Genomic DNA, 17,441 nt, shown 5'->3' with positions numbered 1-17,441 from the left:
TACCGACAAACGGTATTTGATGATTTAGAAATATTTTTTCCTATTCTTGATATAAAATACCGGGTCATATCGGAATATGCGCTACTGAATGAACGAAGCTCCTTACCATTGTCCTTTAAGTTTTGCATCTCTTCAGCTTAAAGATCTATTGCATGCATTAAGTCCCTTAGATCACCTGATATATTTAAATAATAATGGACAGCCTTTTATTGCCTGCTGTGCACAGAAATATTTTATGGTGCAGGATGGACAAATTCAGGCATTTAAGAGAGTGGATATCGAGCAATATCAGGCTGATATAGCTAAACTCATCTTAGAGCTTGAGCAAACTCCAGATATTAAAGCGAATGAATTTTCTGGGGGTTATGTTGGGTTTATTGGCTATGATTACGCTGCTCAACAGCATACCCAATACCCGCAGCGGCCTCAACCTGGCCTATTTATCGGTCAGTTTGATTCTTATATTAAGTTTGAAGCTGATCAATGGGTATTCTATAGCCATGATCCGCAAGCAGCAGATATTTTCAATCATCTTCAAAATCTATTAAATCAATCACCTATACAACCGAGGTTTCAATTAAAAACTCTTTGCAGCCCACGTTGGGATAAATCTCGCTATGCACAGGCATTTCAGGATATTCAGGATTATATTCTAGCCGGTGATTGTTACCAGATTAACTTAACCCAAGAATTTACAGCACTTGCTGAAGGTTCATTATTAGGAACTGCACATGCTTTCTGGACATTAACCAATGCGCCATATGCGGGCTATCTTCGTATTGGTAATTTTGAATTATTGAGCTGTTCACCTGAACTGTTTATTGACTTTGAAGCACATCGAAAAATTGTCACCAAACCGATTAAAGGTACCATGCCACGTTTTGCTGATCCGGTGCTTGATGAGCAATCCAAACAACGATTAAAAGACTCAAAGAAGGATCAGGCTGAAAATGTCATGATTGTAGATTTACTACGCAATGACCTCAGTGTTTATGCAGAAACAGGTTCAGTCAAGACACCTAAACTATTCAATATTGAGTCATTTAATCAGGTACATCATATGGTCAGCGAAGTCGAAGCGACCTTAAAAGAAGGTGTGCATCCTTTTAATGTATTGCTGTCTGCACTTCCAGGTGGATCAATTACCGGTGCACCAAAGATTCGCGCCATGCAAATTATTGAAGAGTTAGAAGGTGCTCCACGTGGAGCGTATTGTGGTTCATTAGGTTATTTTAATTTTGATGGAACAGGAAGCTGGAATATTCTGATTCGCTCAATTCAGAAATATCAGGATGAGGTTTCACTTTGGGCTGGTGGCGGAATTACGATTTCTTCTGACTGTGATGCGGAATATCAGGAATGTTTTGATAAGGTTGATGCCATGCTGGATTTACTCAATACCTGGTATAAACCTAAATAAATAAAAAAGCGACTCGGTTGAGCCGCTTTTCTATAAATCTCCCCTAACCCCTCTTTGTAAAAGAGGGGATTCTCTCTCTTTAAAAAGAAAAAGGTTCCCTCCTTTATCAAAGGAGGGTTAGGGTGGATTTAATTAAGTTAAAATATCATTCTTCAATGTATCTACTAAACGTTGATTCTGCTCATCTGTACCAATGGTAATACGTAAAAATTGATTGATACGAGGTTTATTAAAATAACGTACGATAATGCCGCATTCCCGTAATTCAGCCGCTAACTCACCTGCATCTTTTGATGGTAGTGAAGCAAAAATAAAGTTCGCACTTGATGGCAAGACTTTGAAACCAAGCTCATTCAACTGATTAACCAGTTTTTCACGACTGGCAATGACTTTAGCATTTTGTGCTTCAAAGTATTTCTGATCTTCGAATGAAGCGACTGCAGCCGCAATCGCAAAACGATCCATTGGATAAGAGTTAAAGCTGTTTTTTACCGCTTCAAGCGCTGCGATCAGATGGGGCTGGGCAATCGCAAAACCGACACGTAAGCCTGCTAAAGAGCGGGATTTTGAAGTCGTTTGGCAGACTACTAAATTCTCGTATTTTTCAATCAAACTCACTGCAGATTCAGCACCAAAATCTACATAGGCTTCATCAATGACGACTACTGAATCTGGATTCGCTTGCAGAATTTCTTCAATGGCAGACAAACCAAGCGCAATACTGGTTGGCGCATTCGGATTAGTGATGATAATACCGCCATTTGGCTGTTTATAATCATCTACAATAATTTCGAAATTTTCATTGAGTGGCAAGATTTTGGTTTTGACACCAAAGAACTGACTATAAACCGGATAGAAGCTATAGGTAATATCTGGATAAAGCAGTGGCTGTTCCTGAATAAAGAAGGCTTTAAAGATATGTGCCAAGACTTCATCAGAACCATTACCCACAAAGATATTTTCAACAGTAACATTTTGCTGTTTAGCTATGGCATGTTTCAATTCAGATGCATCTGGATCTGGATAAAGACGTAAAACATCTGCGCCATTGGCTAAAACTTTTTGCACCGCTTCCACGACTTTCGGTGATGGTGGATACGGATTTTCATTGGTATTTAATTTTAAAAGGTTTTGAATTTTGGGCTGTTCGCCTGGAACGTAAGGCTCTAACTCACGGACTTCAGGACTCCAAAAACGCATTTGATCTGTGGTGATATTCGACATTGTCTATTCTCAAATTCCCTCTCCTTTTAGGAGAAGGTTAGGGAGAGGTTAAATAATTCCCCTTACCTAACCTCTCACAAAGGGAGAGAAATATCTTTTATTCAATATAAGTATTTAATTACTGATAGCGATAACGTGCTGAGCGTGCATGCGCATCCAGATTTTCCTGCTGTGCCAGAACATCTGCAGTTTTCGCAAGGGTTTTCACACCATCTTCAGAACACATAATCAGGCTTGAACGTTTCTGGAAATCATAGACACCCAATGGCGATGAGAAACGTGCTGTACCCGATGTTGGTAATACATGGTTTGGACCTGCACAATAGTCACCAATCGCTTCAGGCGTATAACGTCCCATGAAGATTGCACCCGCATGTCGGATCTCTTCAGCCATTTGCTGTGCTTCATCCAGACACAGCATTAAATGTTCAGGTGCCACCTGGTTAATTAGCTCAATACCTTCAGTACGATCTTTCACAAGCACTAATGCACCACGATTGGCAATTGAAGTGCGGGCAATTTCTGCTTTTGGTAGAGCTTGCAAATGTTCTTCAATTGCTTGTTCTACTTCATTGAGAAGCTGTTCATCAGGCGTAATAAATACAGCTTGAGCAACAGTGTCATGCTCAGCTTGAGATAACAAATCCATCGCTAACCATTTGGCATTGTTCTGCCCTTCTGCATAGACCAGAATTTCTGAAGGACCAGCAATCATGTCGATACCGACCTGACCAAATACTGCACGTTTTGCCGCAGCCACAAAACGGTTACCTGGACCAGTGATTTTATCGACACGTGGAATGGTTTCTGTACCATAGGCCAATGCAGCAACTGCTTGTGCGCCACCAATGGTAAATACACGGTGTACGCCAGCCAGATAGGCAGCAGCCAAGACTAATGGGTTCAGTTCACCATTTGGAGCAGGCACCACCATAACAATTTCACCTACACCTGCCACATGTGCAGGAACAGCATTCATTAACACCGAAGATGGATATGAAGCCAAGCCACCTGGTACATAGATCCCTACGCGATCCAATGGCGTCACTTTCTGACCCAAGGTATTACCTAGAGCGTCGACATACGTCCAACCATCCTGTTTTTGTGCCTGATGGAATTCGCGAATGCGGTTTGCAGCCAATTCTAAAGCTTCACGCACTTCCGTCGTCAAGCCTTCAAAGGCTGCTTTAAGTTGCTCTTGGGTCAGTTCTAAATCTGAAAATTGATGCGCTGGATGTCGATCGAACTGCTGAGTCAATTTAAGAACATGAGCATCACCATGCTGACGTACGTCAGCAATGATTTGGTCTACAGTTTTTAAAAGTTCAGGATCATTCACGGTTTCAAAAGCCAACAAGTCAGCAAACGCCTGCTTGAAGTTTTGATCTTGTGTCGATAAACGTCGCATCAATTTACCCATAAGGTTTGAATTCGAAGGCTTTAGTTTACCTGTTTTCATAGACTTTGTCGGTAGCTAGAACAGACTTGTGCTATGAGTTTTATTGGAAATAGCTTTTGATAAAATTGATGAAAGCATTGAGCTTCTTATATTTATAATCAGCAATAAAAAAACCGCCCAAAGTGGACGGTCTTTGATAAAGCTTAAATTTAAGCTTTTTTCGCCTGTTCTCGTGCTTCAACTGCTTGCTCAAGCTGAGCAAGAATCGGATTCAGCAATGCCTGCTTACGTTTAAAGCTGGCTTTGTTCACAATCAGACGTGAAGAGACTTTGCAAATTTCTTCAAGTGGTTCAAGACCATTGGCACGCAGTGTATTGCCTGTATCGACCACGTCAACAATGTAATCACCTAAACCCACCAGTGGTGCAAGCTCCATTGAACCATAAAGCTTGATCACATCAACCTGTTCACCGAGGCTCGCATAGTATTGACGGGTCAGATTCACATATTTAGTCGCAATTTTTAAACGGCCTTTCGGACGCTCCATGCCGACTTTACCTGCTGTCATCAATTTACAGTTGGCAATTTTCAGATCTAATGGTTCATAGACATTTTGCGCGCCATGTTCCATCAACACATCTTTACCTGCAACACCGATATCTGCCGCGCCATTTTCAACATAAGTCGGCACATCAGAAGCACGTAAAATCAGGATACGCACCTGTTTATGCGTGGTTGGAAAAATCAGCTTACGTGATTTATCCGGATCTTCCAGCAGGTTAATCCCTGCTGTTTCAAGCAGAGGTAAAGTTTCTTTTAAGATACGGCCCTTGCTTAATGCTAACGTTAAACCATGATCAAAATTGCCCATTACGTCAAAGTTTGGATCATCGTTTCTCATATCACTCATTAACTTACTCGCTTAATTTGGGCGCCTAAACCTTGCAACTTTTGTTCTACATTTTCATAACCGCGATCAATATGATAAATACGGTCAATCAATGTTTCGCCTTCTGCCGCCAATGCTGCTAACACCAACGAGAATGAGGCACGTAAATCGGTTGCCATAACAGGCGCAGCAGAAAGTTTTTCTACTCCTGTCACCACCGCATCATTGCCTTCTACCTGAATATTGGCACCCATACGTGACAACTCAGGGACATGCATAAAACGGTTTTCAAAAATAGTTTCAGAAATTGTGGCAAATCCACGGCCAATGGCATTGACTGCCATTAACTGGGCTTGCATATCTGTTGGGAAATCTGGATGTGGCAAGGTACGGAAGCTCACCGCTTTCGGACGTTTGCCCATCATATCCAGTTCAATCCAGTCGTCCCCACGAGTGACTTCTGCACCCATTTCCTCAAACTTATCCAGTACAGCTTCCATTAAAGCCGGATCTGTATGTGTGGTTTTAACACGACCACCCGTAATAGCTGCAGCAGCCAGATAAGAACCGGTTTCAATACGGTCGGCAACCACTGCATATTCACAGCCATGCAGGCTTTCTACACCGGTAACCACTAGGGTATCGGTATCCAGACCTTCAATTTTCGCACCCATCTTGATCAGCATTTGAGCAAGATCGGTAATTTCAGGTTCGCGCGCCGCATTGCGAATCGTGGTCACACCATCCGCCAATACTGCAGCCATCAAAATATTTTCAGTACCACCTACAGTCACCATATCAAAGACAACTTCACCGCCTTTCAGACGACCATCGACTTTGGCATGGACATAGCCGGCCTCAACCTCAATCTCGGCACCCAAAGCTTCTAATGCTTTCAAATGCTGATCGACTGGACGAGACCCAATCGCACATCCACCTGGTAAAGATACTTTTGCACTACCGTAGCGCGCCAAGAGAGGACCAAGCACCAAAATAGAAGCACGCATGGTCTTTACGAGTTCATAAGGGGCAAACTGGTTATCTAAGGTAGAGGTATCTGCAATAACTGTATCGCCTTCATAGCTAATCGTGATCCCAAGACCTGCAATCAGCTTCACCAAGGTATTTACATCTTTTAAATTTGGAACATTTCTAAGTATGATTGGCGTATCAGCAAGAATCATTGCTGCTAATAATGGAAGCGCTGCATTTTTTGCACCAGAAATACGCACTTCACCGTCGAGCTTAATACCGCCCTGAATTAAGAATTTATCCATTAATTGATTAAGCTCCAAATAAGCTTGCTTTACGCCATTCTTCTTTGGTCAATGCACGAATGGTCACAGCATGCACTGCACCACTGGCAATATGGGAATTGAGAGGAGCATAAACAGCTTGTTGACGTGCAACCGGACGTTTACCTTCAAACTGATCATCCACAATACGGAGATCGAATTTTCCGCCCTGACCACTCACAGCAACATCCGCCTCAGGAAAAGCGGCTTTTAAAATTTCAGCGAGCTGTTCATTATTCATCACAAGACCTCTTATAGGACTAAGGGTGTAAAACGAGTCATTTTACTATAAATGTAAAAAATAATTCATTAGTCACATACATTATATATATAAAAAAAGAGGCTTTTAAAAACCTCTTTTTCCCCATTTGGTCGCTTAAATGGCTAAACTCTGATGATTCAGCTGCATTTCGCGATATCGGTCAATCTGTTTTTTTAATTTTTCCGTCAAAATTTTAATCGAGGTATACATGTCATCAGCATTGGCATGGGCAAAAAACTCAATACCCGGTAAACGGACAATCGCTTCTGCGATATGGTTACTACTACCTCTTTTTGAGCGCTTATCAATCTGATGATCTTTGGAAAGCTTAACCTGCATGCTGTTCACCTGATCCAGATGTTTGGTCATCTGTGAAAATTTCGTTTTTATAGTTTCTTCAATCGCTGGCGTAATTGATAAATGATGTCCACGAATTGTTATTTGCATAGTTCTATCCCTCACCTTCGTTAGGATCAGAAGAGTCACAGTTAAAAATGAAAATAATACAACAACTTGCTCAAGCAAAATCGTGATTTAAAGCATTTATTCAGATCATTTTTACCATTCCTCAAAAGAAAAAAAGATTCATTACGATGTCATAATGAATCTCTAGAATAATCAAATTTCAAAAACTAGATCAAGACTTTTCGCTCAGAAGAGGAAGGAATATGTAACGATTCACGATATTTCGCGACCGTACGTCGTGCTACATCAATCCCCTCTTCTTTCAAAAGATTGGCAATTGCATTGTCAGATAAAGGCTTACGTGCATTTTCTTCAGCAATCATTTTCTTAATTTTAGCACGGATTGCAGTAGATGAAGCCTCTCCCCCAGAAGTTGTTCCCACATGACTCGAGAAGAAGTATTTCAGTTCGAATAAACCACGTGGGGTCAGCATATATTTGTTAGTTGTTACACGAGATACAGTTGATTCATGTAGTTCCACTTCTTCAGCAATATCCCGTAAAACCAGAGGCTTCATACCTTCAGGACCAATCTCTAAAAAGCTTTTCTGATGTTCAACAATACAGGTCGCTACTTTCAATAAAGTTTTATGTCGTTCATCAATACTTTTAATAAAGTTTTTCGCTTCCAACATCTGATTACGCAGGTATTGATTATCTTCACTTTGATCAGCACGACGAATCATATTGGTATAAAAAGAATTTAGTCTTAACTTTGGCATCACATCAGGATTCAACGTCACCTGCCAGCAGTCATTCTTTTTCATTACCACGACATCCGGGATCTGATAATCAGATTCCTTACTTTCAAACTCCTGTCCCGGATATGGCTTAAGAGTTTTCAGTAAATCAACGGCACAGCGCAATTGTTCCTGATTTAAGCCAGTTTGTTTAATGAGTTTTGGTAATTCATTGGTAATCAGCAACTCATAATGTTGCAGCAATTTGACCGCATCATTACGACAAGGGGTATTAACTGGTAGGCTATCCAGCTGAATCAATAAACACTCAGCGAGATTTCTAGAACCCACTCCTATCGGATCAAGACGCTGAACATGCTTGAGAACAACGAGTACTTCATCCTCTTCGATTTCTTCCTCATAATCCATGGAAGATAAAAGATGCTGTACTGATGCAGTAATCTCAGAAATTTCTGCATCCAGAAAACCCTTTTCATCTAGAGAATCAATAATGCAGTAGGCAATCAGCTGATCAATGCGAGAAAAGTGCAGCAGATTGATCTGCTCGAGCATATATTCTTGTAGGCTTTGCTGGCTTTGACGATTGTCTTCCCGCTCTTCGAACTCTGCTGCACCCAGACTTGTAGGTTGATGAGTATAGACATCATCCCAGTCGGTATCTACAGGGAGATCGTCCGGAAGATGGTCTGCATTAAGTTCATTAGTTAAATCCTTTTGACCCGCATCAACAGTAGAAAGACTTTCAACACTGATTTGCTCTTCAACTTTTTCTAACAAAGGATTACTATCAAGTTGTAGCTGGATTTCTTGCTCTAGTTCCAGACTGGATAATTGTAATAAGCGGATTGCTTGTTGTAACTGTGGAGTTAATGACAGCGAGTTGGCAATTCGTAATCCCACTGATAGTTTCATATGACCCCCTAATAAAAATCTCGTTTTATAAGCAATTTTCATGCCGTTTTAACTTTTATAACATAGTTTGATAAAAAAACACACAAAACTATAATGATTTCATGAACTTTAACTTCATTTTTATATAATTTTATAAGCATTATTAATCACTTATTTTTATTAAATAGTAGTTAACCAATTTGTAAATTAATATAATTTGATTTAATTTTTTAAATCCAGGCATAAAAAAAGCCCTCTGCGTGAGCAGAGGGCTTTTTAGGAATAATGAGCTGGCGATGACTTACTCTCACATGGGAGACCCCACACTACCATCAGCGCTAAGAGGTTTCACTTCTGAGTTCGGGAAGGGATCAGGTGGTTCACTCTTGCTATGGTCGCCAGCACAACTGTTTATGGATACTTGCTTTGGTCTTATGTCTCACTTTTCAGTGTATGCCAATGCTTTTTCCAAATGAGTTATTAACAGAATATCTGAGTTCTTGCGAGTAGAACTAAGCAGTGCTTAATTATACTCTCATTTGTTCGATTAGCTTAACTAAATCAAGTTTTCGTCTGATCGTTAGATCAATATGAAATCAATTGACGCTTTATATACAACTGCTTGGGTGTTGTATAGTCAAGCCTCACGAGCAATTAGTATTGGTCAGCTTCACATATCGCTATGCTTCCACATCCAACCTATCAACGTCGTAGTCTTCAACGGCTCTTTAGGAGACATAAAGTCTCGGGGAAATCTTATCTTGAGGTAGGCTTCCCGCTTAGATGCTTTCAGCGGTTATCCCTTCCGAACATAGCTACCCGGCGATGCGACTGGCGTCACAACCGGTACACCAGAGGTTCGTCCACTCTGGTCCTCTCGTACTAGGAGCAGATCCTCTCAAATTTCCAGCGCCCACGGTAGATAGGGACCGAACTGTCTCACGACGTTCTAAACCCAGCTCGCGTACCTCTTTAAATGGCGAACAGCCATACCCTTGGGACCTGCTTCAGCCCCAGGATGAGATGAGCCGACATCGAGGTGCCAAACACCGCCGTCGATATGAACTCTTGGGCGGTATCAGCCTGTTATCCCCAGAGTACCTTTTATCCGTTGAGCGATGGCCCTTCCATACAGAACCACCGGATCACTAAGACCTACTTTCGTACCTGCTCGACTTGTGGGTCTCGCAGTTAAGCGCGCTTTTGCCTTTATACTCTACGCGTGATTTCCGACCACGCTGAGCGCACCTTCGTACTCCTCCGTTACTCTTTAGGAGGAGACCGCCCCAGTCAAACTACCCACCAGACATGGTCCTCGCTCCCGATCAGGGAGCAGAGTTAGAACCTCAATATTACCAGGGTGGTATTTCAAGGACGGCTCCATGGCAACTAGCGTCACCACTTCAAAGCCTCCCACCTATCCTACACAAGTAAGATCAAAGTTCAATGTCAAGCTGCAGTAAAGGTTCACGGGGTCTTTCCGTCTAGCCGCGGGTACACCGCATCTTCACGGCGAATTCGATTTCACTGAGCCTCTGCTGGAGACAGCGCCGCCATCATTATGCCATTCGTGCAGGTCGGAACTTACCCGACAAGGAATTTCGCTACCTTAGGACCGTTATAGTTACGGCCGCCGTTTACTGGGGCTTCGATCAAGAGCTTCGCTTACGCTAACCCCATCAATTAACCTTCCAGCACCGGGCAGGCATCACACCCTATACGTCCACTTTCGTGTTTGCAGAGTGCTATGTTTTTAATAAACAGTTGCAGCGGCCTGGTTTCTGAGGCTGCCAACAGCTCAAGGAGCAAGTCCTATCACCGCCGGCAGCGTACCTTCTCCCGAAGTTACGGTACCATTTTGCCTAGTTCCTTCAGCAGAGTTCTCTCAAGCGCTTTGGTCTACTCGACCTGACCACCTGTGTCGGTTTCGGGTACGATTCCAGTGTAACTGAAGCTTAGAGACTTTTCCTGGAAGTATGGTATCAGCCACTTCACCAGTAAACTGGCTTGCTATCAACTCTCAGCATAGAGCACCCCGGATTTGCCTAAGATGCATGCCTACTGTCTTCCACCTGGACAACCAACGCCAGGCTGACTTAACCTTCTCCGTCCTCTCATCGCATTACACTGAAGTATTGGAATATTAACCAATTTCCCATCGACTACGCCTCTCGGCCTCGCCTTAGGGGTCGACTCACCCAGCCCCGATTAACGTTGGACTGGAACCCTTGGTCTTTCAGCGAACGGGTTTTTCACCCGTTTTGTCGTTACTCACGTCAGCATTCGCACTTCTGATACCTCCAGCAGACTTCTCAATCCACCTTCATCGGCTTACAGAACGCTCCCCTACCACTTGCAATAAATTGCAAATCCGCAGCTTCGGTACATAGTTTTAGCCCCGTTACATCTTCCGCGCAGGCCGACTCGACTAGTGAGCTATTACGCTTTCTTTAAAGGGTGGCTGCTTCTAAGCCAACCTCCTAGCTGTCTATGCCTTCCCACATCGTTTCCCACTTAACTATGATTTAGGGACCTTAGCTGGCGGTCTGGATTGTTTTCCTCTTGACTACGGACGTTAGCACCCGCAGTCTGTCTCCCGGATAGTACTCATTGGTATTCGGAGTTTGCATCGGTTTGGTAAGTCGGGATGACCCCCTAGCCGAAACAGTGCTCTACCCCCAATGGTATTCGTCCGAGGCGCTACCTAAATAGCTTTCGGGGAGAACCAGCTATCACCGAGTTTGATTAGCCTTTCACCCCTATCCACAAGTCATCCCCTGGCTTTTCAACGACAGTGGGTTCGGTCCTCCAGTTAGTGTTACCCAACCTTCAACCTGCTCATGGATAGATCACCCGGTTTCGGGTCTATACCCAGCAACTATACGCCCTATTAAGACTCGATTTCTCTACGGCTCCCCTATTCGGTTAACCTCGCTACTGAATATAAGTCGCTGACCCATTATACAAAAGGTACGCAGTCACCACACAAAGTGGCTCCCACTGCTTGTATGCATGCGGTTTCAGGATCTATTTCACTCCCCTCACAGGGGTTCTTTTCGCCTTTCCCTCACGGTACTGGTTCACTATCGGTCAGTCAGGAGTATTTAGCCTTAGAGGATGGTCCCCCTATATTCAGACAAGGTTTCACGTGCCTCGCCCTACTCGACATCATCATATCAGCCCTTTCGTGTACAGGACTATCACCCACTATGGTTGCACTTCCCAGAGCATTCCACTAAAACTGATATGACTTAATGGGCTGTTCCCCTTTCGCTCGCCGCTACTGAGGGAATCTCAATTGATTTCTTTTCCTACGGATACTGAGATGTTTCACTTCTCCGCGTTCGCCTCATAAACCTATGTATTCAGTTTATGATACCGACCTTATAGCCGGTGGGTTTCCCCATTCAGACATCTCCGGATCACAGGATATTTGCCGCCTCCCCGGAGCTTTTCGCAGGCTATCACGTCTTTCTTCGCCTCTGACTGCCAAGGCATCCACCACATGCACTTAATTACTTGACTATACAACCCCAAACAGTCGTTACACCTACAAGTCAGTGTAGCAACGTAGTTGTTTGCGATCTTGTGAACTTAATCACTGTACAGCTTCAATTAGATTCATATACCAAAACGCTTGATTCAGTTAATTTCGCTAGTTCTCATTCAATCACTTCAACAATCAATCTTGCGATCTCTTGTTTCCGCTCTTGTATGAGTATGAACAAATTATTTCAACTCAAATATATTCTGTTAATGATTTAATGCATCCTCGTCGGACTGCATTACTGTGATAAATCACAGAGCTTAATAACAATGCCGCGTATTATACGCCGCTTTCTTACTAAGCTCTATAAGCTATCAAACCGTTTGCTTAATGTTTAACTCATTGCATCGCAATGAGTGGTGGAGACTAGGAGAGTCGAACTCCTGACCTCCTGCGTGCAAAGCAGGCGCTCTACCAACTAAGCTAAGTCCCCAGCTTATCAATAAGTCAATGTCTCTGATTTCTTCACTCTGCAATTGCTTGCTTGTCGTTAGTGGTGGGTCTGACAAGACTTGAACTTGTGACCCCACGCTTATCAAGCGTGTGCTCTAACCAACTGAGCTACAGACCCTCAGATACATCGTCATGAAGAACAACTTGTTGTGGATTCTTACCAATCGTCAATCTTTCGTTAAGGAGGTGATCCAGCCGCAGGTTCCCCTACGGCTACCTTGTTACGACTTCACCCCAGTCATCGGCCACACCGTGGTAACCGCCCTCTTTGCAGTTAGGCTAGCTACTTCTGGTGCAACAAACTCCCATGGTGTGACGGGCGGTGTGTACAAGGCCCGGGAACGTATTCACCGCGGCATTCTGATCCGCGATTACTAGCGATTCCGACTTCACGCAGTCGAGTTGCAGACTGCGATCCGGACTACGATCGGCTTTTTGAGATTAGCATCTGCTCGCGCAGTAGCAACCCTTTGTACCGACCATTGTAGCACGTGTGTAGCCCTGGCCGTAAGGGCCATGATGACTTGACGTCGTCCCCGCCTTCCTCCAGTTTGTCACTGGCAGTATCCTTAAAGTTCCCACCCAAAGTGCTGGCAAATAAGGAAAAGGGTTGCGCTCGTTGCGGGACTTAACCCAACATCTCACGACACGAGCTGACGACAGCCATGCAGCACCTGTATCAGAGTTCCCGAAGGCACCAATCCATCTCTGGAAAGTTCTCTGTATGTCAAGGCCAGGTAAGGTTCTTCGCGTTGCATCGAATTAAACCACATGCTCCACCGCTTGTGCGGGCCCCCGTCAATTCATTTGAGTTTTAGTCTTGCGACCGTACTCCCCAGGCGGTCTACTTATCGCGTTAGCTGCGCCACTAAAGCCTCAAGGGCCCCAACGGCTAGTAGACATCGTTTACGGCATGGACTACCAGGGTATCTAATCCTGTTTGCTCCCCATGCTTTCGCACCTCAGTGTCAGTATTAGGCCAGATGGCTGCCTTCGCCATCGGTATTCCTCCAGATCTCTACGCATTTCACCGCTACACCTGGAATTCTACCATCCTCTCCCATACTCTAGCTAACCAGTATCGAATGCAATTCCCAAGTTAAGCTCGGGGATTTCACATTTGACTTAATTAGCCACCTACGCGCGCTTTACGCCCAGTAAATCCGATTAACGCTTGCACCCTCTGTATTACCGCGGCTGCTGGCACAGAGTTAGCCGGTGCTTATTCTGCGAGTAACGTCCACTTATCCCAGGTATTAACCAGGTAAGCCTCCTCCTCGCTTAAAGTGCTTTACAACCAAAAGGCCTTCTTCACACACGCGGCATGGCTGGATCAGGGTTCCCCCCATTGTCCAATATTCCCCACTGCTGCCTCCCGTAGGAGTCTGGGCCGTGTCTCAGTCCCAGTGTGGCGGATCATCCTCTCAGACCCGCTACAGATCGTCGCCTTGGTAGGCCTTTACCCCACCAACTAGCTAATCCGACTTAGGCTCATCTATTAGCGCAAGGTCCGAAGATCCCCTGCTTTCTCCCGTAGGACGTATGCGGTATTAGCGTCCCTTTCGGAACGTTGTCCCCCACTAATAGGCAGATTCCTAAGCATTACTCACCCGTCCGCCGCTAGGAATCAGGTGCAAGCACCCTATCCCCGCTCGACTTGCATGTGTTAAGCCTGCCGCCAGCGTTCAATCTGAGCCATGATCAAACTCTTCAGTTAAAATCATTTCGAGTTTTATAAGTAAAACTCTTAAACTTGGCTCATCAATTTCCTGACTTAAATTTCGCTCAAATAAACTTCGAGTAATTCAAACCAATCAATCAATGAAAATAATTTCGATCAATCAACCAGTAAAAATCCACACAAGTTGTTCTTCATAATCTCTTAATGATCTTCTTACTACTTCGTCAGTAGCAAGCTAGGTCGGCTATATTACTCTCTATCTCTAGAAAGTCAACCAGTAATGAAAATTATTTTTAACCCCCCTTTCTAAAACCCAACTTAACTATTTCATGCTAAGTTACTGTTTTATCAGAAGTTTTAATCTTCATCACCGCCGATGGATGTGCATTCTACAGTATTTCAGATGCCTTGCAACAACTTTTTTAAATAAATCTTACCGCATGTCTAATTTTTAGTCTTTTATGAAGTTTTTATCCATTTATTATACAATTTTGCTTAAATTACGCCTATTCCTAGTAATACAGTTTATTATTCCGGGTTAAACAACGCCACTATACTCAGAACAAGGCTTTGGGGTTTCCTTATGCATCGCTCTATTTATTTATCTTTATGCTTATTTTCTTTGGCCTCTAGCCCATTAATTTTTGCTGAAGACACTACTCAGGCTGAACAGACTGAAATAGAAACTGAATCTTCTACTACTACTGATACGGTTCCACTCAGAGAAAAAATATCTTCCAAGGTGAGTCACCTGCAAACTCAGCTAAAAGTCGATGCTAGTGCTGCACAGGCTGAAGAAGTTAAAGATCCTTTTCAGAGCTGGAATAGAAAGGTGTATCAATTTAATGATGCAATCGATCAGGCAGTCGTTCGCCCCATTGCGGTTCAGTATCAGAAAAAGGTTCCTCAAGATGTTCGTGGCAGCTACACCCAGTTCCGTAGCAATTTGGGTGAACCATGGAATGCGGTAAACCAGTTGATTCAGGGCCGTCCTGCTCGTGCGGCAAAATCTTTGGGCCGTTTTACCATTAATACCTTAACTACTTTAGGTCTGGCAGATCCTGCCCGTCGTCTGGGATTGGATCATGAAGATGAAAAGTTCGGGATCACACTAGGTTATTATGGTGTACCTTCTGGCCCTTATGTGATGTTACCGTTCCTAGGCCCAAGTTCTGTGCGTGATACTTTCGGTATGGCAGTCGATAGCCAGACCCGTCCACAGAAATATATTCTTGAAGATGATGAAGGCTTGTATTGGGGTGATCAATTCTGGCGTGCAATTGATAATCGTGCAGAATTACTTGATATTGAAGGTGTGTTAACAGGTGATCGTTATGCACAAATTCGCGATATTTATTTGCAGCGCACCAATTATATGATTGCCCAGAAAAAAGGTCTGGAACAGGAATCTTTATTCCTTGAAGATGACTTCGATGATGAAAATCTTGAAGATGAATCTCTCGATGAAAATGAGACTGAATCTTCTAGTGATGACCTTTGAAACCTAAGCTCAATGATGATTTGCTAGCGGAAACTGTTCGCTAGCAATCATTTGCTTGTTATAGTACATCTTATAACTCATTCCAGGATCGAACTACCTGTCTATGTATTTCATTCAACCTACCCGTGATATTCCTTATTTAGATCAAGTGCTTGAGAAGCTTCCGCACGTTCAAGTAATCAAGCTGGAAGATCACGAGTTGTACGATGCAACGATTATTGCTATTGCAGATGTACATGATTATCTGAAATATAAGTGGAACCTTCCGACTGTAGTATTAGCGCTGGAAAATGAAGGAACAGCCTTGGCACAAGCTTGGGAACAAGGCGCTTTGGCAGGCTGGATCTGGAATAAACTGCCTGAACAACCCGATATCGCATTACAAAAAATTGATGCGCAATATAAGCGTAATCAGGATAGTCGTGATCTTCCTTCTGCGGCAGAGCTACAAAAACGTTTGCTGCCGAATGAAATTGAATTAACCAATTATGCGGTTGAAACCTATTTTCAGCCTTCTGCCTATCTATCTGGCGATTGGTACGATTACTGGAAAATCAGCGATAAAGAAGTCATTTTTTATCTTGCGGATGTTTCTGGTCATGGCGTTACCAGCAGTTTACTAACGTCCTGGATGGCGGCTTTCCATGGACGTTCGAAAACGCCTCGTGAGCTAATCAAGAAACTAAACGGGATGTTGGTTCAGGAAAATATCGAAAAGCATATCACCATGATTGCCGGAATTCTGAACCTGGAAACCCATGTCTTGAAATGGTCCAGTGCTGGTCACTACCCTCCTCCGATTATCTTTGAACCGAATCAAGAACCAAAAATCCTGTCATCCAGCAGCTTCCCTCTTGGCCTCACTGAAGACCTTGAGGTAGAAGAAAATGAGTATAACCTCAGCCGCAATGCACGTTTCATTATCTGTTCAGATGGGGCATTGGAGCCGTTTAGCGGCGGTCTGAATGAACAATTTTCCCAATTATTGCATCACTTACAAAACGAATCCTTCGAAGCACCCGAACATGTTGCCGATGATATTGCCATTCTCAGCTTTATAAGAGTGAAATAGCAGTATAATCACAAGCTTTATAAGCACTTAATTTGATTGCGACTTTCAGCTACTTGAGTATCTATAGACCCTATGGGATAATTTAATATCCTTCTCTGCAAATGGCATTTATATGTCAACAGGTCATGTTGAATATGCAAGCTTGAATGGAACGCATATTTTTAAGCTTATCGGCGAAGTGCGGGCCCAATCTTGTATTAGTCTAGACAAATTACTGAACAAACTTGAGCAGCAGGACAACGTTGTTGGCGCAATTGTTGATCTGACTGAAACCAGCTTTATTGACAGCACTGTACTGGGTGTCCTAGCAAAATTAGGACTTAAACTTAAGCAGCTCCATAAGATCCAGGCGGTGATGTTGTCGACGAACTCTGATATCACGACTCTGGCCAACAGTATGGGCTTGGGGCAGGTTTTTGTCATTTTGGATTACTGCGGTGATTCAAATGTATGTACGCGTAAACTGATGGAAGAACATGTGACGCATCAAGCGATGCTGAAAACTGTTCTGGATGCACACAAGACTTTAATGCGGTTGAATCAGAGCAACCAGAATATGTTTGAGCCCTTGGTCAAACAGTTGCAAAAAGAACAAGATAATCTAGATCAATTGTCTGAACAAAAGGTATGAACACACAAT

At 43.4% G+C, this 17,441-nt stretch carries 11 protein-coding genes, 2 tRNA genes and 3 rRNA genes; 4 read left to right on the top strand and 12 right to left on the bottom strand.

From position 1 onward, the window contains the following. Positions 1 to 88 precede the first annotated feature (88 nt). Positions 89 to 1,420, top strand: a complete 1,332-nt coding sequence (locus tag ACWM1W_RS02990; RefSeq protein ID WP_104426576.1) for an anthranilate synthase component I family protein — start codon at positions 89 to 91, stop codon at positions 1,418 to 1,420. Between the two features lie 132 nt (positions 1,421 to 1,552). On the opposite strand, the gene hisC is transcribed toward ACWM1W_RS02990, so the two are convergent. From hisC to ACWM1W_RS02930, 12 genes are all read right to left on the bottom strand, one after another. Continuing rightward, positions 1,553 to 2,644 carry a histidinol-phosphate transaminase gene (gene hisC / locus ACWM1W_RS02985; RefSeq protein ID WP_214001564.1) on the bottom strand — a complete coding sequence of 364 codons (1,092 nt, stop codon included), beginning with the start codon at positions 2,642 to 2,644 and terminating at the stop codon, positions 1,553 to 1,555. A 118-nt stretch (positions 2,645 to 2,762) separates the two neighbouring features. Beyond that, complete coding sequence (hisD, locus tag ACWM1W_RS02980; RefSeq protein WP_214001565.1) at positions 2,763 to 4,064, bottom strand: histidinol dehydrogenase; 1,302 nt, start codon at positions 4,062 to 4,064, stop codon at positions 2,763 to 2,765. A gap of 188 nt (positions 4,065 to 4,252) precedes the next feature. Then, on the bottom strand, positions 4,253 to 4,954 hold the full coding sequence (hisG, locus tag ACWM1W_RS02975; RefSeq protein WP_005234128.1) for an ATP phosphoribosyltransferase: 702 nt from the start codon (positions 4,952 to 4,954) through the stop codon (positions 4,253 to 4,255). Then, positions 4,954 to 6,210 (bottom strand): UDP-N-acetylglucosamine 1-carboxyvinyltransferase, encoded by a 1,257-nt coding sequence (gene murA, locus ACWM1W_RS02970; protein ID WP_214001566.1) that lies wholly within the window; start codon positions 6,208 to 6,210, stop codon positions 4,954 to 4,956. Before murA ends, hisG begins: the two co-directional genes overlap by 1 nt. Before the next feature lie 7 nt (positions 6,211 to 6,217). Further along, a complete protein-coding gene (ibaG, locus tag ACWM1W_RS02965; RefSeq protein WP_004783413.1) occupies positions 6,218 to 6,469 on the bottom strand; it encodes a BolA family iron metabolism protein IbaG in 252 nt (83 codons plus the stop codon). A gap of 135 nt (positions 6,470 to 6,604) precedes the next feature. Further along, positions 6,605 to 6,937, bottom strand: coding sequence for a ribosome hibernation-promoting factor, HPF/YfiA family (hpf, locus tag ACWM1W_RS02960; RefSeq protein ID WP_004783414.1), 333 nt, complete (start codon positions 6,935 to 6,937; stop codon positions 6,605 to 6,607). A gap of 185 nt (positions 6,938 to 7,122) precedes the next feature. Further along, entirely contained in the window at positions 7,123 to 8,568 is a 1,446-nt protein-coding gene (locus ACWM1W_RS02955; RefSeq protein WP_034170606.1) for an RNA polymerase factor sigma-54, read from the bottom strand. A 267-nt stretch (positions 8,569 to 8,835) separates the two neighbouring features. Further along, positions 8,836 to 8,950 (bottom strand): 5S ribosomal RNA (rrf, locus tag ACWM1W_RS02950). 230 nt (positions 8,951 to 9,180) lie between these two features. Further along, positions 9,181 to 12,072: ribosomal RNA gene (locus tag ACWM1W_RS02945) — 23S ribosomal RNA — on the bottom strand. A 379-nt stretch (positions 12,073 to 12,451) separates the two neighbouring features. Next, positions 12,452 to 12,527: transfer RNA gene (locus tag ACWM1W_RS02940), tRNA-Ala, on the bottom strand. 61 nt (positions 12,528 to 12,588) lie between these two features. Continuing rightward, positions 12,589 to 12,665: transfer RNA gene (locus ACWM1W_RS02935), tRNA-Ile, on the bottom strand. 61 nt (positions 12,666 to 12,726) lie between these two features. Next, a 16S ribosomal RNA gene (locus ACWM1W_RS02930) occupies positions 12,727 to 14,264 on the bottom strand. Together the 16S, 23S and 5S rRNA genes with 2 tRNA genes alongside form the textbook arrangement of a ribosomal RNA operon. A gap of 547 nt (positions 14,265 to 14,811) precedes the next feature. On the opposite strand from ACWM1W_RS02930, the gene ACWM1W_RS02925 reads away from it, so the two are divergent. The 3 genes from ACWM1W_RS02925 to gigB all read left to right on the top strand — a co-directional run bounded on the left by ACWM1W_RS02925 (position 14,812) and on the right by gigB (position 17,432). Further along, the gene (locus tag ACWM1W_RS02925; protein WP_034170814.1) at positions 14,812 to 15,729 is read left to right on the top strand and encodes an MlaA family lipoprotein; all 918 of its coding nucleotides are present in this window, start codon (positions 14,812 to 14,814) and stop codon (positions 15,727 to 15,729) included. A gap of 103 nt (positions 15,730 to 15,832) precedes the next feature. Further along, positions 15,833 to 16,801, top strand: a complete 969-nt coding sequence (gene gigA, locus ACWM1W_RS02920) for an RsbU family protein phosphatase GigA (protein WP_313400623.1) — start codon at positions 15,833 to 15,835, stop codon at positions 16,799 to 16,801. 112 nt (positions 16,802 to 16,913) lie between these two features. After that, positions 16,914 to 17,432: an anti-anti-sigma factor GigB gene (gene gigB, locus ACWM1W_RS02915; protein ID WP_375726030.1), complete on the top strand. Its 519-nt coding sequence runs from the start codon at positions 16,914 to 16,916 to the stop codon at positions 17,430 to 17,432. The last annotated feature ends 9 nt before the right edge of the window (positions 17,433 to 17,441 follow it).

The organism is Acinetobacter sp. TW_SC_4, from assembly GCF_054861205.1.
The sequence above is the reverse complement of the archived record's forward strand: the minus strand, read 5'-3'. Positions and strand labels throughout refer to the sequence as shown.